At 34.8% G+C, this 22696-nt stretch carries 25 protein-coding genes and 3 pseudogenes; 13 read left to right on the top strand and 15 right to left on the bottom strand.

Annotated features, from left to right (window positions below):
* Positions 1-54 precede the first annotated feature (54 nt).
* The 3 genes from AABM58_RS02575 (at position 55) to AABM58_RS02585 (ending at position 1841) form a co-directional block, all read left to right on the top strand.
* Positions 55-699, top strand: a complete 645-nt coding sequence (locus AABM58_RS02575) for an alpha/beta hydrolase (protein WP_338406235.1) — start codon at positions 55-57, stop codon at positions 697-699.
* A 5-nt stretch (positions 700-704) separates the two neighbouring features.
* A complete protein-coding gene (locus tag AABM58_RS02580) occupies positions 705-1511 on the top strand; it encodes an SDR family oxidoreductase (protein WP_338406236.1) in 807 nt (268 codons plus the stop codon).
* 177 nt (positions 1512-1688) lie between these two features.
* Positions 1689-1841: a hypothetical protein gene (locus AABM58_RS02585; protein ID WP_338406237.1), complete on the top strand. Its 153-nt coding sequence runs from the start codon at positions 1689-1691 to the stop codon at positions 1839-1841.
* A 72-nt stretch (positions 1842-1913) separates the two neighbouring features.
* On the opposite strand, the gene AABM58_RS02590 is transcribed toward AABM58_RS02585, so the two are convergent.
* Together AABM58_RS02590 and AABM58_RS02595 are read right to left on the bottom strand one after the other, a co-directional pair.
* Positions 1914-2213: a TrbC/VirB2 family protein gene (locus tag AABM58_RS02590; RefSeq protein ID WP_338406238.1), complete on the bottom strand. Its 300-nt coding sequence runs from the start codon at positions 2211-2213 to the stop codon at positions 1914-1916.
* 94 nt (positions 2214-2307) lie between these two features.
* A complete protein-coding gene (locus tag AABM58_RS02595; protein ID WP_338406239.1) occupies positions 2308-2655 on the bottom strand; it encodes a TrbC/VirB2 family protein in 348 nt (115 codons plus the stop codon).
* Between the two features lie 136 nt (positions 2656-2791).
* Between AABM58_RS02595 and AABM58_RS02600 the strand changes: the two genes are divergently transcribed.
* Positions 2792-3607 carry a YihY/virulence factor BrkB family protein gene (locus AABM58_RS02600; protein WP_338406240.1) on the top strand — a complete coding sequence of 272 codons (816 nt, stop codon included), beginning with the start codon at positions 2792-2794 and terminating at the stop codon, positions 3605-3607.
* On the top strand, positions 3594-4349 hold the full coding sequence (locus AABM58_RS02605; protein ID WP_338406241.1) for an SDR family oxidoreductase: 756 nt from the start codon (positions 3594-3596) through the stop codon (positions 4347-4349). Before AABM58_RS02600 ends, AABM58_RS02605 begins: the two co-directional genes overlap by 14 nt.
* 146 nt (positions 4350-4495) lie before the next feature.
* Here the strand turns inward: AABM58_RS02605 and AABM58_RS02610 are convergent, their stop codons facing one another.
* From AABM58_RS02610 to smpB, 3 genes are all read right to left on the bottom strand, one after another.
* Positions 4496-4660, bottom strand: coding sequence for a hypothetical protein (locus tag AABM58_RS02610; RefSeq protein ID WP_338406242.1), 165 nt, complete (start codon positions 4658-4660; stop codon positions 4496-4498).
* Between the two features lie 586 nt (positions 4661-5246).
* Positions 5247-6038 carry a prolipoprotein diacylglyceryl transferase gene (gene lgt, locus AABM58_RS02615; RefSeq protein ID WP_338406243.1) on the bottom strand — a complete coding sequence of 264 codons (792 nt, stop codon included), beginning with the start codon at positions 6036-6038 and terminating at the stop codon, positions 5247-5249.
* A 6-nt stretch (positions 6039-6044) separates the two neighbouring features.
* Positions 6045-6494, bottom strand: a complete 450-nt coding sequence (gene smpB / locus AABM58_RS02620) for an SsrA-binding protein SmpB (RefSeq protein ID WP_338406244.1) — start codon at positions 6492-6494, stop codon at positions 6045-6047.
* Between the two features lie 98 nt (positions 6495-6592).
* On the opposite strand from smpB, the gene AABM58_RS02625 reads away from it, so the two are divergent.
* Positions 6593-7123 (top strand): Na+/H+ antiporter subunit E, encoded by a 531-nt coding sequence (locus tag AABM58_RS02625; protein WP_338406245.1) that lies wholly within the window; start codon positions 6593-6595, stop codon positions 7121-7123.
* Here the strand turns inward: AABM58_RS02625 and AABM58_RS02630 are convergent.
* Positions 7116-7532 carry a hypothetical protein gene (locus AABM58_RS02630; protein WP_006279382.1) on the bottom strand — a complete coding sequence of 139 codons (417 nt, stop codon included), beginning with the start codon at positions 7530-7532 and terminating at the stop codon, positions 7116-7118. The genes AABM58_RS02625 and AABM58_RS02630 overlap by 8 nt on opposite strands.
* Before the next feature lie 305 nt (positions 7533-7837).
* Here AABM58_RS02630 and purN point away from each other — a divergent pair, with 305 nt between their 5' ends.
* Entirely contained in the window at positions 7838-8404 is a 567-nt protein-coding gene (gene purN, locus AABM58_RS02635) for a phosphoribosylglycinamide formyltransferase (RefSeq protein ID WP_338406246.1), read from the top strand.
* On the opposite strand, the gene AABM58_RS02640 is transcribed toward purN, so the two are convergent.
* The 4 genes from AABM58_RS02640 to ribF form a co-directional block, all read right to left on the bottom strand.
* Complete coding sequence (locus AABM58_RS02640; RefSeq protein WP_338406247.1) at positions 8398-9717, bottom strand: M16 family metallopeptidase; 1320 nt, start codon at positions 9715-9717, stop codon at positions 8398-8400. The two genes, purN and AABM58_RS02640, sit on opposite strands and share 7 nt — an antisense overlap.
* On the bottom strand, positions 9704-11044 hold the full coding sequence (locus AABM58_RS02645) for a M16 family metallopeptidase (RefSeq protein WP_338406248.1): 1341 nt from the start codon (positions 11042-11044) through the stop codon (positions 9704-9706). Before AABM58_RS02645 ends, AABM58_RS02640 begins: the two co-directional genes overlap by 14 nt.
* A gap of 114 nt (positions 11045-11158) precedes the next feature.
* On the bottom strand, positions 11159-11635 hold the full coding sequence (gene lspA, locus AABM58_RS02650) for a signal peptidase II (protein WP_338406249.1): 477 nt from the start codon (positions 11633-11635) through the stop codon (positions 11159-11161).
* Positions 11632-12564, bottom strand: coding sequence for a riboflavin biosynthesis protein RibF (gene ribF, locus AABM58_RS02655; protein WP_338406250.1), 933 nt, complete (start codon positions 12562-12564; stop codon positions 11632-11634). Before ribF ends, lspA begins: the two co-directional genes overlap by 4 nt.
* 68 nt (positions 12565-12632) lie before the next feature.
* On the opposite strand from ribF, the gene grxC reads away from it, so the two are divergent.
* The 3 genes and pseudogenes from grxC to AABM58_RS02670 form a co-directional block, all read left to right on the top strand.
* Positions 12633-12983, top strand: a complete 351-nt coding sequence (gene grxC, locus AABM58_RS02660) for a glutaredoxin 3 (protein ID WP_338406251.1) — start codon at positions 12633-12635, stop codon at positions 12981-12983.
* Between the two features lie 119 nt (positions 12984-13102).
* Positions 13103-13975 (top strand): hypothetical protein, encoded by an 873-nt coding sequence (locus tag AABM58_RS02665; protein WP_338406252.1) that lies wholly within the window; start codon positions 13103-13105, stop codon positions 13973-13975.
* An 864-nt stretch (positions 13976-14839) separates the two neighbouring features.
* A pseudogene (locus AABM58_RS02670) lies at positions 14840-15315 on the top strand (IS110 family transposase); the annotation flags it as partial.
* A gap of 16 nt (positions 15316-15331) precedes the next feature.
* Here AABM58_RS02670 and AABM58_RS02675 read toward each other — a convergent pair.
* Positions 15332-16158 (bottom strand): annotated as a pseudogene (locus AABM58_RS02675) (IS5 family transposase).
* Positions 16159-16200: 42 nt separating this feature from the next.
* On the opposite strand from AABM58_RS02675, the pseudogene AABM58_RS02680 reads away from it, so the two are divergent.
* From AABM58_RS02680 to AABM58_RS02690, 3 genes and pseudogenes are all read left to right on the top strand, one after another.
* Positions 16201-16562 (top strand): annotated as a pseudogene (locus AABM58_RS02680) (IS110 family transposase); the annotation flags it as partial.
* Between the two features lie 136 nt (positions 16563-16698).
* Positions 16699-17491 (top strand): IS5 family transposase gene (locus AABM58_RS02685; protein WP_338405927.1). Its coding sequence is split into 2 segments (ribosomal slippage): positions 16699-16962 and positions 16964-17491, totalling 792 coding nucleotides; the frame shifts between segments, so codons are not numbered across the junction.
* 292 nt (positions 17492-17783) lie between these two features.
* Complete coding sequence (locus AABM58_RS02690; protein ID WP_338406253.1) at positions 17784-18515, top strand: ComF family protein; 732 nt, start codon at positions 17784-17786, stop codon at positions 18513-18515.
* A 188-nt stretch (positions 18516-18703) separates the two neighbouring features.
* Here AABM58_RS02690 and AABM58_RS02695 read toward each other — a convergent pair whose 3' ends face one another.
* The 4 genes from AABM58_RS02695 to AABM58_RS02710 form a co-directional block, all read right to left on the bottom strand.
* Positions 18704-20119, bottom strand: coding sequence for a Mur ligase family protein (locus AABM58_RS02695; protein WP_338406254.1), 1416 nt, complete (start codon positions 20117-20119; stop codon positions 18704-18706).
* Positions 20094-21335, bottom strand: a complete 1242-nt coding sequence (gene metC / locus AABM58_RS02700; protein WP_338406255.1) for a cystathionine beta-lyase — start codon at positions 21333-21335, stop codon at positions 20094-20096. Before metC ends, AABM58_RS02695 begins: the two co-directional genes overlap by 26 nt.
* Positions 21336-21342: 7 nt before the next feature.
* A complete protein-coding gene (locus tag AABM58_RS02705; RefSeq protein ID WP_338406256.1) occupies positions 21343-21627 on the bottom strand; it encodes a BolA family protein in 285 nt (94 codons plus the stop codon).
* Between the two features lie 233 nt (positions 21628-21860).
* Positions 21861-22653, bottom strand: a protein-coding gene (locus AABM58_RS02710; protein WP_338405927.1) for an IS5 family transposase whose coding sequence is annotated in 2 segments (ribosomal slippage) — positions 21861-22388 and positions 22390-22653 — 792 coding nt in all. Because the reading frame shifts where the segments join, the coding sequence is not laid out codon by codon here.
* Positions 22654-22696: the final 43 nt, after the last annotated feature.

A 22696-nucleotide genomic window follows, 5' to 3' on the forward strand; every position in this document is an offset into this window, starting at 1 on the left:
TTACAAATTTGAAAATTAGTGTTAAATAAAAATATAAACGCAAAAGGAAAAGAGATGATTAAACTTAAAGGCCCAGAAATTTGTGCAGATGGAAACAAGAAAAATTTGATTGTTTTTTTACATGGTTGGGGCTCAAGTGGTGATAATTTTGTTCACCTTGCTAAAGTTATGAGCAAGTTTTTACTGGGTTCATATTTTGTAGCACCCAATGCTCCGTTTAAGAGAGAAATAGGTGATGGTTATCAGTGGTTCAGTTTGGAAGATCGTAGTGAGGAGGCGCTATATAATGGAGTAAAAAATGCTACATCAATTGTAAATCATTTCATTGATACAAAATTAAAGGAGCTTAATTTAAAAGATACGCAACTTTCTTTAGTTGGATTTTCTCAAGGAGCAATGCTTGCAATACATACAGCTCTCACCCGCTCTCAATCCTGTGCATCAGTTGTTGCATACTCTGGTAGGTTTCTTTCACCTTCAAAAGCTGCACCAGAGATCAAATCAAAACCTAACATATGTGTTATCCATGGTGATGCTGACGACGTGGTACCTTTTTCGTCCCTCGACTTAGCGGTTAAAGCTCTGAAAGAAACAGGGGTAAATGTTGAAGGGCACCCAATTCATGCATTAGGGCATATTATTAATGAAGAGGGAATAAAATTAGGAGTAGAATTTATCAAGAAGAATTTTAAAAATTAATTTTCATGCACTTGTTTTGCTTTGGTTATGGATATGTAGCTAAATTTTTATCGAAAAAATTACTGAACTTAGGTTGGAAAGTCAGTGGCACATCAAGAAGTAAAGATATACAAAATGTAATCCTCTTTAATTATGAGAAGGTTAGCCAAGATCTGCTTAAAAGCGCAACGCACGTTTTAATTTCTATTCCTCCAGATGGTGATGATGTTGTGGAGAGATACGGTGATTGCCTGCAAAATGTTAAATGGTTCGGTTATTTGTCTGCAACTAGCGTCTATGGTGATCACTCTGGTAATTGGGTGGATGAGGAATCTGAAACAAAACCTATAGAAATCAGAGGAGAAAAGCGCCTTAAATCTGAAAGGAAGTGGCTGAATAGCAGATTGCCTGTACATATTTTTCGTTTAGCTGGAATATACGGTCCTGGTAGGAACGTGTTAATTGACTTGCAGCTTGGCAAAGCAAGGAATGTGAAAAAAGAAGGGCATTTTTTTTCTCGTATTCACGTTGAAGATATATCGAATATTTTATTTTCTTCCATGCAAAACATAAAACCTGGTGAAATATACAATTGTGCAGACGATTTACCCACTACACAATCTGAAGTGGTAATGTATGCAGCCAAACTTCTCAATGTTAGCCCTCCAGAGCCAATTGAGTTACCAGATTATGCACAGAGTTTTTATTTAGGATCAAAGAGAGTAAGTAATGTTAAAATTAAAAAAGATCTTAATGTCTCTCTAATTTATCCTAACTACAAGGTGGGATTAGAGAGTTTGCACGTAAAAAAAACTGAAATCACATCAGAATGATAGATAGGCCTATTGTTTAGTTGTATCCGTTCAGCAAAGTGGCAAAATAGGTAGGCGAGATAAACCAAAAAATCAAGAAAAAGTAAGTTTACAACAAATGGTCAGTGCTTGACACTGGAATCCAGCCTTTCCATAATCATCAAAAACATTGTATTTTAACGTAAAACAGCTATTTTTATGCTTACCAACTTAATAAAATTCCTGGATCCAAGTAGTCAGGGCACTGGGATAACACCCTATGGTTATTCACTCCACCCTGTCATTCCAGCGCGTGACGCTGGAATCCAGACTTTAACTGATATGATTACAGAAAGAGAATTTATTAGGTAGTTATAGACACTGAAAGTGTTCAGCTTGACCACTTTCAAGTAAAGAAAACTACGTTTATGCCTCCAATAATTTCTATGGCTTATTCACTACTGCACCGTTTTGACAAATCACACCGTCTGGTGTTGTTTTTGAAACGACTACAGGGGCACCAAAAAACGCAGCGGTAAACATACCTAATGCAAATAAAGCAGGCCAAGGCATTCTACCAAATATTGCAAGCAGTGCCGCACCAATTATCACTATCGTAATCATCGGCCCACCTATGCTGTGAGTATAACCTACTATCTTACAGATTGTATCTGCTGTTTCATCAGCATTTGCATCAAATGCAAAGGAGAAAATTAGAGCTACAACTAGAAGAAAATTTTTCATTACGCCTCCTATAATTTATGTTTCATGTTTGATTATCTATCCCTTTGATTAAATTTAGGTAAATGATACAAGAAGCATCACTTACCCAATACTTTTATTTACACTTATAATTCCCTGATCCTACAGGGTCCTCTTGCAATGTTTTAGTACCCGTACATGTCTCGCACCTACTTGCTGTGCCTGGTGCTATTTTTGAAACGACGGCAGGAGCACCAAAAAACACAGCAGTAAATGCACCGAGTGCAAAAAGTGCTGGCCACGGCATTCTGCCAAATATTGCAAGTAAAGCTGCACCTATTATCACTATTGTGATCATCGGCCCACCTATACCGTGAGCATAACCCATTATTTTGCATATCACTGCTGATGTTGCATCTAGATTAGCATGCGCATCAAACGCAAAGGAGAGAATTAACGCCACAAGTAGAAGAAAATTTTTCATTACGCCTCCGATAATTTCTATTTAACGCTGGATTATCTATCATTTTGATTAAATTTAAGTAAACGGTGAGGATTTTTTTGCTTAAAAGTATCCTTTATTTCATTTAGAATACTTTTCTTGGTTCGTTTATATTACAGTGCTACAGAAATTTTACAGCATCGTTTATTGCCTTTATCGTGCTTTGATTGACACAATTCATAATGATGGAGTGGAGCACGCAGGGTATCTATCATTTTTAATCCTGTTATCGATATTTCCTTTTCTTATTGTTTTAATGGCTGTGGCGTCAACATTCGCAAATTTCTTAGACCAGTATAACATTGGCTGGGTATTTATCATTGATAACATGCCACAGGATATTTTATCATCTTTGATGCCGCGCATTAGGGAGATAATATCAGGCCCGCCACAAAGCTTACTAACTTTGGCAATTGTAGGTGCTGTTTGGACCGCTTCATCGACAATTGAAGGGCTTAGAACAATACTCAATAAGGCCTATAAAGTTCCGGTTTCGCCGCCTTATATATTAAGAAGAGTACTAAGTATATTACAATTTTTAGTAATCACGCTTATTATAACTCTAACTATAGTGTTTTCTACACTAGTACCAATGCTAATTGATTTTTCCTATCAGGGGCTAAGTTATACTAGGTATTTACTTATTGAATTTGTACTTTTCACAGTAGTCTCTTGGCTATATTTTATGTTACCAAACATAAAACAAAATTTATCAGACGTATTTCCTGGATCTTGTGTAGCTGTTATTCTTTGGACGATTTCTGCTTCAGCTTTTAAGCAATACTTAAAAGCTTCCTTTGACCAACTGGATTTGATATATGGAAGTTTAGGTGGTGTGGTAGTGTCATTACTATTTTTTTATATGCTCAGTTTAATTTTTATATATGGAGCAAAATTTAATTTTCAGCTAAAATATTTCAATGAATCTCGCTAAGGAAAAAGAAATGGGTAAGTTAGAAGGTAAAGTAGCTTTAATTACCGGGGTTTCAGATGGAGTAGGCTCTGCTGTTGCAAAAAGGTTTGTAAGAGAAGGTGCATGTGTGATTCTGATTTCAAGGTCTATCGATCACCTCAAGCCACTATATAATGAAATTGAAGGGCTTGAAGAATTTAAAGAAGGCTCTGTGAAGCTAATACAGCTTGATCTTTTAGACTTTGAGAATGTAAAGATACTGACAAACATGATAGAAAGCATGAAATTATCAGAATCTGGAGCACTTGATATATTAGTTGCATGTGCTGGAATTTTAGGCAAACTGAACCCCACTTACGACTGTGAGATTGAAGAGCTACAGAACGTAATGAATACAAATTTTACTGCCAATTGGTACTTACTAAAAAACTTAGATCCAATGCTAAAAAAGTCTAATGCTGGAAGAGCGATATTCATGACTTCAGAAGTGACACTTTCTCCTTCCTCTTATCCATATTGGATGCCGTATACTGCAAGTAAAGCTGCACTGGAAATAATGGTGAAAATATATGCATCTGAAACAAAACATACAAAATTATGTGTAAATGCTGTATATCCAGAAGGACCTGTGGGTAGTGAGCAGGCATTTCCTGGATCTGAATTAGTGTCACCCGATAAACTAACAGATAAATTCGTGGAATTAGCTTCTGAAAACTGCAGCGTATCAGGAAAAATCTTACCGCTCAGCAAATCTCCCGAATAAATTACACTAGGAAGGGTGTCATGCAAGTAGCTGACACTGGTTTCCATCCAAAAGGGTGTCATCCAAGTAGCCCCTTCCCCAGTGCCCAGACACTGGGATCTCATTTTACTTTATGATGATGTCATGAAAGTAGCCTCCCTCCCCTGTCATCCCAGTGCTTGACACTGGGATCCAGGAAACTTAATTGCAAGTAATGCATTGGGTTTGGTGAGTATGGGTTTTGCGTTATAGAATGAAGCACTTTTTGTGAATTTGTAAAGAAAACTGGATCCCAGTGTCAAGCACTGGGATGACGGTTGTCGTTTAGCCATAAATATTAAGAAATTTACCAAACGAAAAAAAAGGCAAAAGAAGCCCCATGGTTGGCTAATTACTTACATTATACTTTCAAGTATGGCGTTTTTTTATTCTCAACGCTTAATAACTGCGATTCAGCTGCTTTTAAACCGCAACTAATCTAAATTATAAACATTAAGAAATTTACTAAACAGAAAAAAAGGCAAAAGAAACCCTAGGGTAGCTAATTATTCACTATCCATTTTTTAAGTTGGCGTTTTTTAATGTTTTAAATGCTTTATAAGCGCATTTCAGCTTATATTAGGTAAAAACCTAGAAATTTTATAAAGACATAAGGTGCACATAGTGCAAAAAATTAAACATGAGACGCCAGATACGTGAGTTTTTTTGTCATTTAATCTGTACAGAGAAGATAAATAAATAGCTTCAGTTTCATGATAAGGGCGCTGGCGGAGTTTGTCAAGGAATTTTTATGGCCTAGCGTTACGCGCTGGAATGACACCGGATCTCATATTTATTCTACTACAACGCAGAAAATTCGTACAATTGTGCATGATGTGGGGCTTCTGGCTACATTTTTCTATTAAACTCACCTTTCCTCTATGTAACAGATTTCGTATTAAATTTTAAATTTAATGCGCCTAGATATACAAGCATTCCCAGCAAAACCATAGGTATAGAAAGCAACTGCCCCATAGTTAAATCAAGCCACAAATAGCCAATTTGATAGTCTGGTTCGCGAAAAAACTCAACGAAAAAACGTGCTATTCCATACCACATAACTGCAATACCAGTTAATGCACCGTGATATAGTCTTATTCTAGTCAAAAAAAACAGTGAATTTGCAACTGCAAAAAGTAGCAGTCCTTCAAAAAATGCCTCATAAAGCTGGCTTGGATGACGTAGCAAATTATCATCACTCTCTGGAAATACCATGCCCCACGGCACATTTGTTACTCTGCCAAATAACTCTCCGTTTATAAAATTGCCTATGCGACCTAAAAATAAACCTATGGGAACTCCGCAAGAAACTAGGTCCAGTGCATAAAATATAGGAATGTTATGTCTTTTACATGAAATTATTACTGCAAGCAAAACTCCTATAGCACCACCATGAAATGACATCCCTCCTTCCCAGGTCTTCAATATCTCGATAGGGTTGCTTATATAAAGAACTGGATCATATATCAATACGTAGCCAAGTCTGCCTCCAAGGATAATACCTACAATAGTGGCTGTTAATAACGAATCGTAAAAATTCTTAGTAAATATTTTTTGGTCATCTAGCTTATGTAAATACCAATATGCAAACACTATACCCAAAACGTAGGCTAAGGAATACCAATATATAGAAACAGGACCGATGCTGAAAATTACTGGATTTAAAGACATATTTTGCTACAAATTATTCTTAGACAATCTACTTTTTTCACGATCCCACTCTCTCTGTTTTATGGTTGCTCTCTTATCGTAGAGTTTTTTTCCTTTTACAATGGCAACTTTAGTTTTTGCCAATCCTTTATCGTTAAAATAGACCGAAAGCGGCACAACAGTTATCCCAGCGGTTTTGATTTGACCAATTAGTTTGTTTATCTCTTTTTTATGTAAAAGCAGTTTACGTTCCCTTTTTGGCTTATGATTTTTTTTGTTCGCAGCTTTATATTCTGCAATGTGCATGTTATGTAGCCATATTTCACCATTTTTTTCAATAACGTAAGCGTCGGAAATATTTACTTTTCTTTCCCTTAGTGACTTTACCTCACTACTTAATAAGACCATACCTGCTTCAAATTCTTCTAAGATGAAATATTCAAACCTTGCTTTCCTATTTTCTGCAATAACTTCCATATCTAAAGATATCTTTAAGCTTCAATATATTACAGAGTTTTTGACTTAATTCATAATATATCTTTCCTTAAAGAGTCATTTAAGTTATATTACAGACTATGAAAAACCTCAACTTTAGGAAGAAAATCAAATTTTTTTCTCTGTCGTTTATAACTTTATTTGTTCTATGGATTATACTGTCTGGTTATTTTGAACCGTTTTTTATTTTTTGTGGAGTGTTTTCCTCTATATTCACATTGTTTATCTTTAGACGGTTGATAAACGCTGAAAGCGCTCTGAGTCAGATTTTAAATGGTACGAGTAGACTGTCGTTTTATAAGTTAGTAAGTTATATACCGTGGTTAATGTACCAAATCATTTTATCAAGTGTTTATGTAACAAAAAAGGTGCTACAACTCAAATCTAAGCTTGAACCGATCATTATCCTAAGAAAATGCAAAGGGCATAATGACGAAAGCATTGCGTTATTTGCCAATTCAGTCACAATCACTCCCGGAACTTTAACTATCAATGTTGAAAGCAAGCAAAAAACGTATTTGTCTACCATATGCTTGATAGATAAAAACCTTGAAAGCGGCATTTCTGAAATAGAAAACAAAATCTTAAAAATACTACGTTCAGTTAAGTAATTGCTTTAAATAAGTTAACAGCATCCTTATATTCCCTTACAAGACTTTCAAGCATTTCTTTTGGAAGGCTATTATTAACAATAGAACATAAATAATTATATAAATCTTCTAACCTTAATATGTTATTTCTCTTCTTGCTGTTAAATTTATACGGAAAAATACCTTCCATAACTTCAATAGTAGTAGCCTTGTTTAAAAATACATTTTCACTTGTCACGCTTATTCTTGCTAAAACAGTGTTAATTTCAGGTTCGTCACTCGTATAAAAATCTGATAGCTGAGTTATTCTAATAACGTACAAAGTTACTATTTTTGACAAGCAATTATCAGCATATTCACAATTTTTTATTACCTCCCACTGAGTAACCTGAGATTTACCTATTTTTGCATTGTTCGGTAATTTACTCATTGAACTTTCTCCATTTAATCCAGTGTAATAAATTATACTAATACTTTGTTAAATAAATAATAACGCGATTACAAAAATATATACTTATAGTGGTATATTATACAAAAATAGCACAATATCTAAGCATTAAAGCTAGTTTAAGCTGGGTACATGAGGCTATTCGTTATTTTTGTGTTGTCCAATGAGGTCCAAAATTAGAGGTCCACTTATATAAAGAGTTTAGTCTGCCTTCTTTGCTATAAAATAAGTTTTCCTTTTGAGCTGTTTTGTTAGTATTAACTAAATTCTAAACTAACTGTGCTATAATGAAAAAGATAAAACTCGGAATACTAATTTCAGGTAGGGGGTCGAATATGCAGGCCTTAATAGAAGCATGTCAAGATCAGAATTTTCCCGCAGAAGTTGCATGTGTTATCACAAATAATAGCGAAGCTGCTGGTCTGAAAACAGCAGAGCAAGCAGGAATCCCAGCGTTTATTGTTAAAGATAAACCACTTGATGCTGATAAAATTCACAAAATACTTGTTCAACAGAAGGTTGATTTAATTTGCCTTGCAGGGTTTATGAGAATTCTCAAAGCTGATTTTCTGAGTAAATGGCATAACAAGGTGATAAATATTCATCCCTCTTTACTTCCGTCTTTTAAAGGCCTAAACGCTCAAGAGCAAGCTCTAAAAGCAGGTGTAAAAATTACAGGTTGTACTGTACATTATGTCACTCCTGAAGTTGATGCTGGAGCCGTAATTGCTCAAGTTGCTGTGCCAGTGCTACCAAATGATGATGTTCAAAGCCTCTCAGAACGCATTCTAGCTGAGGAGCATAAGTGTTATGTAGAAGCAGTAAGGTCAATAGCAGAAAGTATTAATTATTGACCTTGAGCGTTTTTTCCAACTTCAATAAAAAATAAATTTTCGGGCTCCAGTAAAGAACTTGCCAGTTCATTTACTTCCTCTAATTTAACATCATTAATGACATTCGCATAATTATTTATACGGTTAACATCAAGATCATTTATCTGCATACCATCGAGCAGCATTGCTATATTTGTGTTATTAGACAGGCGAAGGACAAGATTATTTACCAAACCAATTTTTGCATCCTTGAACAATTGTTCGTCAATTCCTTCCTTTTTTATCCTGCTCAATGTATCTTTTACCGCTGATATAGCTTTGTCAGCAGTAGAACTATCAGTATTCACGAATCCAGATATAATATTTCCATGTTTATTGGGAATAATCATTGCATAAACACCATAAGTAATACCCAAGTTTTGCCTCAATTCTGTCATTAATATTGAATTCAGTCTCATGCCACCAAGTGCATCAATTAAGACACTAGCGTTATAATAATTAGGATCTTCATAAGCTATACCTTTTTGAGCAAAAAGTACCACACTTTGTGGTATATCCATAAAAATGTTCTTACTTTCTGCAGAACCAAAATCATTTTTCACAGGTATTTTTCTCACTTTTGATCTTTTTGACGGCAATTTAGATAAATATTTATCTAATAGCGTAATAATTTCTTCTTTTTTTGCACAACCAGCAACACTGATAACTATGTTATCTTTAGCAAAATTACGCTTTATGTATGTTAAAACATCGTCTCTAGTAATGCTCACTCTAGTGTCAAGAGTACCGTACATACTTTTTGAGTAAGGGTGTTTTTTAAACAACAACGTATTCAATTCTTCTACAGCAACAAAGCCAGGATTTTTTTCAAGATTATTAAAATCAACTTTGGCTTTCTCGAAAACTCTATTCAACCCTTCAGGGTCAACTTTAGGACGCATTATAGTATCGCTCAGTAATGAAATTGCTTCCTCTAGATTGTCAGACAAAGTATTTAATAAAACCCTAAATGCTTCTAAATCAGCAATAAAATTTAAACTAATCCCTTTATCTTCAAGCTTTTTCGCAAAATCTTTGGCATCATTTTTTCCTGCCCCTTCTTGGATTACAAGAGAAGTAAACCAAGTAAGCCCTTGTTTTTCCGCATTCTCATACACGTAACCTGCATCTTTGAACGATATATTGAGTGAAACTTTTGGCAAATCATGATTTTCTACAAATAAAAACTTAAATCCTTTACGGGTGGTGACCTCCTCTATATTTAGGTTACCACTTGCTTGTAAATTAAAGCCTAGACAGAAAAAAAATAGAAATATAATTTTACTTATTCTCATTATTATCTCCTTTTGGTAATAAACGACCAATTAACTTATTAGCAGAAAAAATAGCACGGATTTTATTATTTACATCCTCTAGATTGACATCATTAATCTTGCTATATGAAATATCTATTTCATCAAGTGGAATGCCAAGTGCTAGGTGCGGCACATAAAACATTGCTATATGAGTTAAGTCAGATAGATTATCAAACTGTGCTGCTTTGTATCTATATTTTGAGCTTTGTAATTCCTCGCTCGTCACCCCTTTAGATACGAAGCCATTAATAGTATTATCTAACTCTCTTTCAACAATATCTAAATTAGCGCCACTTTTTGGAATTATCATAATATCAATGTAGCCATCACTAAAAGCTAGGCTATTATAATAAGCAAACACTGATACTGCCACATCTTTATCTAAAACCAAATCTTTATACAGTTTGCTGGACTTGCCGCCACCTAAAATGTCAACCGCTAAATGAGCAGCAGAGGCTTCATTTATGTGATCAAATAAGGGAACACGATAACGAAAATATAAAACTGATTCTTTTACTTCAGTGCTCTCTAAGGTCACCGATAGACCTGCATTATGCACTGGATCCTGATTTGGGTAATGTCTCATTACAGGCTTAGCTTTAATTTCGCCATATTTTTCTTCTGCTAATTTCACTACTTCATCAAACTCCACATCACCCACAATCAGCAATATTGCATTACCAGGGTGATAATAACTATCGTGAAACCTCACTATGTCATCCTGATTGTAAGTTTTGATATCGCTCTCCCAGCCAATAACAGATCTACCATAGCCATTACGGTAAAATGCACTATCCATTTCTTCCCACAACAAGTTATGAGGTTGGTTATCAAATCTCATTTTTCTTTCTTCCAGTACAATGTTTTTTTCTCTATCTATTTTGTCTTGAGTAACATTAAAGTTGCCCATTCTATCTGCTTCAACTTCCATTGCAAGTGGTAAATCTTTTTTGGGGATCAACTCAAAATAACAGGTATATTCTTTAGTGGTAAATGCGTTAAATTTAGCCCCAATGCTACTCATAGTGGCTTCTATGTCTTTAAACTTTCCTGTAGTTTTAAACATTAAGTGTTCAAAGTAGTGAGCCAATCCTGCTTTGCCGATTGGATCATCCATTCCCCCAACTTTGTATATTACTGCATGTAAAACAGATGGAATTCGATGATTAGGAACAACATAGACATCTAGTCCGTTACTGAGTTTAGCATATTTTATGTTGTGCTCTATGCTCAAAGCCTTCAAAGAAATTGAGCAAGTAAAAAAAAGTACAGGTAGTATAAGAAAACTAAAAAACTTATGAAGCATTATTTCGACCTAATATAAAAACAATTATTTTATTCCTCATTGTTGTTTGAAAATAAACATATCATATGTATACCACTTATATAGCGATGTCAACATTATGTAAACATAATTATTTTATTCCTCATTTTGTTTAGAAATAAGCATATCGTATATATACCACTTATATAACAATGTAAACATTCCACAAACTATAGATAAATCTGCTAAATTAAAGGCTGGCCAATACCAATCATCAATATGAAAATATATGAAATCATATACAGCTCCCCAATAGATCCTATCAACTACGTTTCCGATTGCTCCACCAATCATCAGAGAAAAACCAAGGTAAGTTGACTGATCGTCAGACTTGTATATCAAGTATGCAAGTATACCAATTATTAGTATTGAAAATGCTGAAAAAAAGAAACCGCCATGTGGCAAAGCGCTACACATTCCAAAACTAATACCTGAATTCCAAACTTCAACTAGCTTTATAAAGCTAGTGATCTCAATTGATTCTCCTTCATCAATCAATGAGTTTATGTACAATTTGCTCGTTTGGTCAATCAATACTATAATTAATATAATAATTAAGCATAACTTTTTCATAAATTTGCCTTTAACCTATAAACTTTAAGTATATCATAATTTATCTGTTTTGTTAACTCCTCAATACTATGGAATTTTTTTTCTGACCTTATGAATTTTAGAAGTTGTATATTGACTTTATGATTATATACGTCTTCATTAAAATCGAATATGTGCATTTCTATTATGGGCTTTTTCAGATCCTTAAATGTAGGTCTCATACCAATATTGACTACTCCATATAACCAATTTGGGTTATTATAAGAAAACATCACTTTGGCGTAATATGTACCAAATTTTGGTTTTATCATGTAATCTTCTATAGGAATATTTATGGTTGGAAATCCTATTTCTCTACCTCTACATGCACCTTTTGTCACAACACCAGAAACTTGATAAGGTCTGCCGAGCAATTTATTAGCAATTTCTATTTCGCCCCTTTGTACATACTCCCTTATTGAAGAAGAAGAGCAAATTTTGCCGTCAATTATTAATGGCTCTAATTTAGTCAAAGAGTATCCATACGTTTCAGAATATTGCTCTAGAGTTAATATATTACCTAATCGTTTATGACCAAAAGTGCAATTTTCTCCGACAATTATGTGTTTAGCGCCATATTTATCTATTAAAATCTTACTGATAAAGTCATCGCAGCCAACCTCAGAAAAACCTCTATTAAAATTAATAATATACAAGTAATCTATACCATAGCTGCTGATCAGTTCCTTTTTTTGTTCTTGGTCTATTAACCTAAAATTGTTTCTGCCAAATAAAACAGTTGATGGGTGAGGCTCAAAAGTTAAAACTGCAGAGGGTAATCCTCTTTCTTGTGCTACCTTCTTTAGAGTGGAAATTGCAAATTCATGTCCTAAATGAATGCCATCAAAATTTCCGAAGGTTAGTGCTACATTGTTTTCTATCTCTTGCTCACAATTATAAATAATTTTCATACAATTTGATGTTTTTACATATTTCTTATATATAATAACTATATTTTAGTAAGCTACGGAGATAAATTGTGAAAAATACTAAAGAAAAAGTTATAATATATGTAAAGCAGCACTGCCCATTCTGCAAAAAAGCAAAAGAGTTGCTGGATAAAAAAGGTGTGAAGTATGAAGAAATCGATGTGCTCAAAAGCTCAGATCTATTTAACGACATAAAATCAAAGTATAACGTTAGAACAGTTCCACAGATTTTTATCAACGATAAGCACATTGGGGGGTGTGACAAATTGATGGATCTTGAAAAAGAAGGAAAGTTGGATGATATGCTAAATAATAATGACAATCACATTGATGTCACAACCTACACAAGTAGCAATGACGAATATGAAGAAGGCGTTGTACTACACGATGATTTTATATAATTTTTATCTCGCTTTCATTGTCATGTAATGCACGAGTGAAAAGCTAGTATGCTCACTTTAAACAATTCTTAATGAATTAAAAATACAATTCATTTAGTGAGTTTTTTTAGTGGGAAAAAATGACAAAAAATATTTCAATTATTAGCAGAAACTTAATTAGTATCGAATTAGTTAACAAACAAGATTTAGAGAATTTCATCAAAATTTTCACAGTGCTTGATAAGAATATAGCAGCTAAAACACTTTTTACAGAAGAAGTGAAAATAGAGTACAAGCAGCACAACGGCAAAGAAGTTGTTGAATTGCTAAAAGATACAGGCTTTACATATCATGATATTGAAAATGTATTGAATCACCTGAGTAAACACGTAATGGAAGTGCCAAGCAGCATCATAGCACATACCCTTTTTTCTGCATGCAATCACGCACTTGAATCTAAGGATGTAGCATTTTCCTTTTCTGAAGGATTTCCACAATTTAATATCAGAGTAAATAAGAATACCTTTATAATAACTCCTATGAGTGAAGAGAATTTGGAATTGAATTCACAAAATAGCAGAATGCTTATAGAGTCATTAAAAAGCGAAAAAAGTATTTATGATTGTATAGCAGAAGAAAATACCATTAAAGTTATAGTGCATTCTGAAATGCATCAAGCTATAAATTTGATTATAAAATCACTGATGAAGTCTCGCCTTTTAGCAAAAGAGGAAGAAGGAAAATTCAAAGAGAAATTGAGACAACTTGCTTTTAAGGATCAAGCTTTTGTTGAGTATTCTAGCATCAGAACCATCAATAGGTATCCACATAATCATCCTCTGAGGAAGCATGAAAGTGTTACTAAGGATATAGAAAATATTTTATGTGATTTCATAACAAATGAGAACAGCGAGTTTGCTATAGAGCGACTAAATAGGCTGAGCTCAGCAGTTTCTCCGGATACTCCAAGAATCATCACTAAAACTATAGATAAACTTGTTAAGTTTCACTAAGGTATACGAGAGCCAATAGATTTCTTGTATTACCTTTTGTCATCCAAGTAGCCAAGGCTACTTGGTTCTTTTTTTGGGTTTCAGCGCTATGTACATAGCTGTACAAACATTGTAGCCGTTATTCAGTAGCCCGCAGAAACGAAAAAACTTCCTTGACAAACTCCGCCAGCCCCCTTATCATGAAACTGAAGCTATTTATTTATCTTCTCTGTACAGATTAAATGACAAAAAAACTCACGTATCTGGCGTCTCATGTTTAATTTTTTGCACTATGTGCACTCTATGTCTTTATCAAATTTCTGGGTTTTTACCTACACAAGCTGAAATACGCTTATAAAGCATTTAAAACATTAAAAAACGCCAACTTAAAAAATGGATAGTGAATAATTAGCTACCCTAGGGTTTCTTTTGCCTTTTTTTCTGTTTAGTAAATTTCTTAACGTTTATAATTTAGATTAGTTGCGGTTTAAAAGCAGCTGAGTCGTGGTTATTAAACGTTTAGAATAAAAAAACGCCATACTTGAAAGTATAATGTAAGTAATTAGCCAACCACGGGGCTTCTTTTGCCTTTTTTTTCATTTGGTAAATTTCTTAATGTTTATGGCTAAACGACAACCGTCATCCCGCAGCGGGATCTAGAGATACCGTGACGGTATGAAGGTTCGCGGCGGTTGTAAGTTAAAAATATGTTAAAAAGAAACAAGAGGGAACTACTCACTATAGGAATAGCGGGCGTGTACGACCAACGCGGCGTTGACAACCATTTATATCAAGGCTATCCCTCGATACGTTTGAATAGTTGCATGGGACATATGTATGCACCCGTTTACAATCTTAAATCAATAAACTATCGAGGTTATTAATATGGTTACATCTTATCAAAACTTTATTGGTATTGACATCGGAAAATTTAAAAATGTTGTTGCGGTTCACACACAGAAGAGTGTTGTCGAATTTGATAATAATGCTTCTGGTTGGCAACAATTGTTTAAAAAGTTTTCAGATATCTTACCTAATTCTTTAGTAACTTTAGAAAATACAGGAAATTGGTTCATCGCATTTTCTTATTGACAAGAATATCGCTGCCCAAAAGCTTTGTCTTGTCTCACGGAACTTTAGCAAAGTCTAGATGCAATGGCTCTTGCTCAGTATGCGTCATAGAACTCTTTCTCCCTACCTCTAAAGAACAATCAACTTTGTTTGTCAACGTCGTTACACAAATGAGAGCCCAAGAGAAATGTAGGTTCTGAAAATGACTATACAAAAAAAGTTGCCAAAAAACCATTGACTTTTTTAACAGTCAGATAAATAAGCTCAATAATGCCATACAAAAAATCATCAGACTTCTTTCAAAATTCATGTATGGAGCTCAAAATTGTGAATTGCAGCAATCAAATTAAACCTTAAACCAAAACGTTTTCGTCGGTTTCTATACCTGTCCGAGATGATTTTAAACCTTTTCAATAAGCCAATTACGTTTTCAACAATTGCCCTTTGGCTCATAAGTGCCCTGTTCTCTTTTTTTTGTTCTTTGCTTAACGGATTCTTTTTCATTTTCCTGTGCGGTAATACAACATTTTTGTGTATCTTCTGCATTCCCCTGTAGCCGGCATCAGCTAAGATTTTGGTGTCCGGTAATATTGCTACCTTTGATTCTCTAAACATCCGAAAATCGTGTTTTCTACCATTCGAGAAAGATGTGCATATGACTTTTTTACTCTTCTTCTCTGTTACTATTTGTGTTTTTATAGTATGCCTTTTTTTCTTTCCAGAGTAGAAGGGCTTTTGCTTTTTTTTGGTCTCTCTACTGGCGTTTCAGTTCCGTCTATTACTAAAACTTCATATTCTACATCACTCTTTAATAGCTCTTTTTTTCCTGGTAATGCAAAATCTGGATGTTTTATTAATATGTCTTCTACCTATCTTATTATTTTAAAACTGTTACTTTCACTCATGCCATAGCTTTGCCCAATATGAAAATATGTACGATATTCTCTTATATATTCCAGTGCCATAAGTAGCCTGTCTTCTATGCAAAGTTTACTTTTTCTTCCACTTCTAGCTTTTTTTCTTTTATCCTCCACTTCTAGAATTTCTACCATTCACTCAAATGTTGCTTTTTTTACCCCTGTTAAACGTCGAAACTTTTCTCCTTCTAACTTTTCTATTTCCTTATATTTCATGCTTTCAAATACTTCATCTTACACTCCCTCTAACAATTTTGAAAGAAGTCTATTGATAAAAATCTAGAGTTACAGAAGCGCCAAAAAATTCTGAGAACAGTGCCAGGCAAAGTTATCTCAAGATTTTGTGTGTCTGATGCCAGAGCTTGGCTACTTAAACAGAAAAGAAGTAGCAAGTCTTGCTGGCGCATCCAAAAGAAAGTGGAAAAGCTATTGGTTATCGAAGAATAACAGGCGGTAGAAGCAATGTTCGTACTAACGGCTGCAATGGCTGCTCAAATCTGCACTTGGTGCCTTTTATTCCAAGCTCATTGAAAGTGGTAAGAAGAAGATGGTAAGCTCTAATGCGTAAAATTATGGTTATTGCTAATGCCAGGCTTAAAGAAGCAGTTAATATGAATTAAAAAAATCTGCATAGAAAATAAGTTAACGAATATGTGCGTCCACACACACTTAAAGCACAAACCATAAAATCTAAGAACCTGTACATGATCTCAAGAAAGGAATAAACTAAGAGATAATGTATATAAGTTAGGATATATGAGGAGTTTATACCCAAGTAATATAAGTCGGGAAAGATTTGAGATTATATTACCAGATCTAGAGTCCTGTAGAAAAAAAACAAAACCAAGAAAACTTGATTTGTATGATGTATTTTGTGGAGTGTTATACGTTCTGAAAAGCGTTTGTCAGTGGAGAATGCTACCAAAAGAGTTTCCAAAATGGCGCAATTGTTACGACTATTTTAAGAAGTGGAGTGAAAAACCAGATGCAAATAAAGAAAGTGTTCTGGAGCTGGTGTTAAAAAAAAATAGTTGGCGTAGTCCGACAAAACAATGGTCGGAAAGAAAAAACCAGCTTCTGCATAATTGATGCACAGAGTGTAAAAAATGCAGATACTGCTGAAGAAAAAGGCTACGATGCAGGCAAAAAGATTTCAGGAATAAAACGCCATATTGCAGTAGATACGCAAGGTTTGCCACATGCAATTTATGTAACAACAGCAGAGATAACTGACCGTAGCAGTGCTGTGAGAATGGTAGAAAATGCAAAAGAAAACCTCTCGGGAGTTAAAAATGTACTGGTTGATGCAGGCTATACGGGAGAGAATTTTGCAACACAAATAAAAGCAACTATTGGTGCAACTGTTGAGGTAATAAAACGCAGTGAATTACATACCTTTGCTGTATTGCCAAAAAGATGGGTTGTAGAGCGTTCTTTTGCTTGGTTGGAAAAATGTAGACGGTTATGGAAAAATTGCGAGCGTAAACTCAACACCAGCTTGCAAATGGTAGTTCTTGCTTTCACTGCTTTGTTCCTCAAAAGATTATGAACAGGTTCTAAGCAGTAACTGTTGTTTGATATAAAATTTTTCTATGATGAATTAGGGTGTTTATTGTCAAAAATGCATTTTCTAATTGAATAAAAATACAAAATTATAAACAAGAGTTGTAATAAAACTAAATTCAAAAAATTTTAAAAAAACATAGTTGATATGACGTAGGTTGCACTAGCTACAGCACTCAGCAGTATGAACTATATTGAAATAAAATAAAAAGTGAAAGGGTGTAAATCTAAGTTACTTTAGCTATACTATATAAATTTTATAATATATTTAATGAATTGTGAACCTTCTCTTACTAAAAAAAGCTACAAATCTCATATTTCCAAACGTATGCGTAAGTTGTGAATGCATCATTGATGAAAATCTTAATCTGTGTAGTGAATGCAACAAAAAAATCAATTTTCTAACTAAGCATTACTGCAATGTTTGTGGCATAGTAATCTCAGACAATATTTATACGTGTGGTAAGTGCATCATCAATCCTCCATCGTTTAAAGTATTAAGATCAGTTTTTGCTTATGATCAACATAGTAAAAACATGATTATAAATTTCAAATTTTTTGATAATTTGAATTACGTAAAAATCTATGCAAAGTGGATATACCAAGCTAATCAGGATACGTTTCAGAACGCAGAGGTCGTAATTCCTATACCGTTACATAAAATGCGTTTGTTTAAACGTAAATATAATCAAGCAGCACTGCTTGCAAAAGAGTTGAGTAAGTTGTCCAATTTATCCTATACGCCATTTGCAATAAAACGCCTTCGCCATACCACGCCTCAAGCTGGTCTTTCACTTAAACAGCGTGAAAAAAATTTAAAGAAGGCTTTTAGCATAAGCAACAAGAAAATTATCGAAAATAAAATCGTGATATTAGTTGATGATGTGGTAACAACCGGAGCAACTGTAAGATCTTGCTCTCAAGAAATTTTAAACTCCGGTGCAAAAGAAGTGAGAGTGCTATCGCTTGCAAGAACGGTGAATGATTGGACCTCTTGCATAAAAAATTAGCAGTCAGTGTCATCCAAGTAGCTTGACTACTTGGATCTATTTTTTTCTAGATTCCAGTGCCAGCGTCACGCACATAGCTGTACGAAAATTGTTTGCCAAGGAGGGTGTCATCCCAGTGCTTGACACTGGGATGACATCACTTTTGCTTCAATATTCGCACATTAGCGGAGGTAAGCCCATTGCGAAAATCAGTATGTTAAGGCATGATTTTTAATAACCTCAACATCACTAAATTCAAAAATTTGATTCCCTATAATTTGAAATTTCTCATGCCCCTTTCCTGCAACTAGCAGAATCATACCCTCATTATAGGCAATATCTATGCCTTTTTCTATGGCTTCTTTCCTGTCCCCTATCTCCAGTGCATCAGATAAAATATCGTGGCGAATTTTTGCCGGATCTTCATCACGCGGATTGTCATCTGTGATTATCACTCTGTCTGCATACATTTGTGCTATTTTACCCATTTCTGCGCGTTTTGTTTGATCGCGATTTCCACCGCATCCAAAAACTAGAACTATTTTTTTATTGAAGTGCCATTTTAAAGACAATAGGGCTTGTTTAAGTGCACTTGGAGTATGAGCGTAATCTACAAATGCAAAAGGTTTCACTTTTTCCATTCTTCCTGGTGGAGAAACGAGTTTTTCTACGCACATTTCTCTGTAATTCAGTCCAGACGAGGTAACTATACCAATTGCACATAGCAGATTATATGCCTGAAACTGCCCCAAAACTGGAAAAAACATGTCATAAATTTCATCACCAATTTTAATTGTAAGGTATTGACCACTTGGAGTTGGTGTTTGCTCTAATAAAGTAATATCAGAGCCTGTTTTTCCATAGGTGATAATTTTGTTGCTGCGTTTTTCAGCTATTTTAAGCAATGCGCCGTATTTATCTATATCCGCATTTAAAATCGCTGTTTTTCCTTCTGGTAATACTTCGTAAAATAACCTTTTTTTAGTTTCTAAATATCCACCAAGACTTTTATGGTAATCTAAATGATCTTGCGAGAAATTAGTAAAAGCTGCAGCACTCAACTTTAATCCATGGATTCTGTATTGATCAATCCCATGACTTGATGATTCCAACACTAAGTGTTCTACACTTATACCACGCAATGTTGCGTAAAGGTCTTCTGCACCTGGAGTGGTAAGGCTGTTGCTATTACCTTTTCTGCCATTATTGATGCATGTTCCAAGTGTTCCAATAGACGCAGCATTATAGCCAGCGTTTTGCCAGATCTGGCGGCAAAATTCTACTACTGAAGTTTTACCATTTGTACCAGTTACAGCAGCAACATATTTGGGCTGTTTGAATTGATAAAACCTGCTGACTATTTCGCTGTATATTTCTTGAGGGTTTGGGTGGAAAATATGAATTCCAGCGTCACGCACTGGAATGACACCATTTGTTATGCAATCACTTGCAATTATCGCTTTAGCTCCACAAGATAATATCTGATCTATGTAAATCCTATCCCTTTCTGACACACAAACGAAAAGATAACCTTCCTTGACTCTCTTGGGATTACATGTAACGCCCTTGATTTCAATATCAAAGTCAACATCAATGATACTATGCAGTAATTCTCTCAGTTTCACGTTCTACTTCGTCAGTTTTAATGTCAGAACATGGCAGTCTTGCTAGTGCAGCATTCAAATCAGAGATCAAATCCTCAGAATCTTCCAGTCCACAAAATATCCGTATAAAACTTCCACCATAATCTGAATTCATTACAGATCTTGACATAGATCTACGATCTATTGGTAATATCAAACTGTCGCACCCTCCCCAAGAAGCACCGATACCAAAAATTTTCATGTGATCAACCATGCAGCTTAGTTCTTCACATGAATATTCTCTACCCAGTACTATACTAAATGCGCCGCTTGCTCCTTTGAAATAACTTTTCCATAATTCGTGTTGAGGATGGGAGGGAAGTGCTGGATATAAAACCTTTCTAACTTTTTGCTGTGCTTCTAGCCACTTTGCCACTTCCATTGCTGTATTTTGGTGCCTTTTCATACGTGTGTGCAGTGTTCTTAGTCCCCTGTGTGCAAGGTAGCAGTCGTGCGATTGAATGGTTACTCCATAATTTTTATAGCTCTCATAAAGCAATTTAAAAATTTCACCTTCAGCAATAATAGCCCCCATCAATAAGTCTGAGTGACCGGCTAGATACTTTGTCACCGCATATAGTGCAACATCAATTCCATAATCAAGCGGCTTAAATAACAAAGGAGTGGCCCATGAATTGTCGCAAACGGTTACGATTCCACGTTCTTTAGCAACTTTTACTATATGCTCTACATTCGAAATCTCAAACGCTACAGAACCAGGAGTCTCGATCATTATCAATGAAGTATTACTCTGAATTAAATCAGTTATATCCTGTGTTGGATCATAAAAAGTTACTTCTATTCCCCTTTTTGGTAACTCATTTTCGGCAAATCTCTTGAGTCGGTAATAACTATTATCTTGAATTAAAACGTGCGAGCCTGCTTTAGTGAAAGTCAAAATAGCAAAAGTAAGTGCAAATAGTCCGGAAGGGTAGATTAACGCTTGTCCTCTGCCTTCAATTTCAGCCAGTGCATTTGAAAGATAATGGACAGTGGGAGTACCAACATTACTGTAGCTATAATCCCTTGCAACACCATCGTTAATTACATCGTATATACTTTCTCCATTTGCAGCATTTAAGTAGTCCTTGTAAGTAGGAAATAATATGGTAGAAGAATGATAAACTGGCGGGTTCATAGAACCTTTATAGTCATTAAATTTTCTTCCTGCTTTAACCAACAAAGATTCTTCTTTCACGTTTCTATTATTTATTTTTTAAATTGTATTCACTTTGTGTATACAAGTGAAGAGAAATTGCATGTATTAGCTCTATCTCACTCTTTAATAATTCATAGATCAGTTTATGCCTTTTGAGAGTGTTCATTCCGATAAAGCTGTCAGATATCAATATTAGCTTGATATGTGAAGGTAGTGTTGAAGATGAAGCAAAATAATGATCAGCATGCTTTGCTGATTCATCGATAATGTTGATATCAATTACATCTATCGAATTGCGTATCTTTTCTTCTATCGTTTTAATAATATCCATAATGGCTCCTTTAAGCAACAATACGCTCCTCTTGTCATCCCAGCGCGTGACACTGGAATCCAGAAGTTTTAATAAGTTGGTGAATATAGCAAGCATGAAAAAAAATTCAAGTAGGTTGCCGGATGCGATATAAAATACTCTTGTTTGAATACTACTCATTCTGATATAATATCATTTTGTATATGATAGAGGATAAATATGTTCAGTACACTTCAATGGCTCTTAGAACCTGTTCATAATCTTTTGAGGAACAAAGCAGTGAAAGCAAGAACTACCATTTGCAAGCTGGTGTTGAGTTTACGCTCGCAATTTTTCCATAACCGTCTACATTTTTCCAACCAAGCAAAAGAACGCTCTACAACCCATCTTTTTGGCAATACAGCAAAGGTATGTAATTCACTGCGTTTTATTACCTCAACAGTTGCACCAATAGTTGCTTTTATTTGTGTTGCAAAATTCTCTCCCGTATAGCCTGCATCAACCAGTACATTTTTAACTCCCGAGAGGTTTTCTTTTGCATTTTCTACCATTCTCACAGCACTGCTACGGTCAGTTATCTCTGCTGTTGTTACATAAATTGCATGTGGCAAACCTTGCGTATCTACTGCAATATGGCGTTTTATTCCTGAAATCTTTTTGCCTGCATCGTAGCCTTTTTCTTCAGCAGTATCTGCATTTTTTACACTCTGTGCATCAATTATGCAGAAGCTGGTTTTTTCTTTCCGACCATTGTTTTGTCGGACTACGCCAACTATTTTTTTTTAACACCAGCTCCAGAACACTTTCTTTATTTGCATCTGGTTTTTCACTCCACTTCTTAAAATAGTCGTAACAATTGCGCCATTTTGGAAACTCTTTTGGTAGCATTCTCCACTGACAAACGCTTTTCAGAACGTATAACACTCCACAAAATACATCATACAAATCAAGTTTTCTTGGTTTTGTTTTTTTTCTACAGGACTCTAGATCTGGTAATATAATCTCAAATCTTTCCCGACTTATATTACTTGGGTATAAACTCCTCATATATCCTAACTTATATACATTATCTCTTAGTTTATTCCTTTCT

The organism is Wolbachia endosymbiont (group A) of Longitarsus flavicornis (genome assembly GCF_963931955.1).
Classification (GTDB): domain Bacteria; phylum Pseudomonadota; class Alphaproteobacteria; order Rickettsiales; family Anaplasmataceae; genus Wolbachia.